1 protein-coding gene is annotated in these 213 nt (G+C 57.3%); it reads left to right on the forward strand.

Annotated elements, in window-relative coordinates; all coding sequences use genetic code 11:
* Positions 1-213 (forward strand): VCBS domain-containing protein (locus LZP69_RS16570; protein ID WP_234201768.1); only part of this gene is annotated, 213 nt, incomplete at both ends.

Raw genomic sequence — 213 nt, forward strand, 5'->3', positions numbered from 1 at the left:
CGGCGTATCAGTCGCTGGGCGTAGGTCAAACTCAAGTACTCAACATTGATGTCACTGGCACCGACAGCCAAGGTGCGTCTGATGTACAGACATTAAGCATTACCGTCACCGGCACTAACGATGCACCGACTGTCTCGGCGGCACTGACCGACCAAGCCACAGACCAAGGCAGCGCCTTTAGCTTTGGCGTGCCTGCGGGCACCTTCGCCGATA

The organism is Shewanella sp. AS1 (assembly GCF_021412565.1).
Lineage (GTDB): Bacteria > Pseudomonadota > Gammaproteobacteria > Enterobacterales > Shewanellaceae > Shewanella.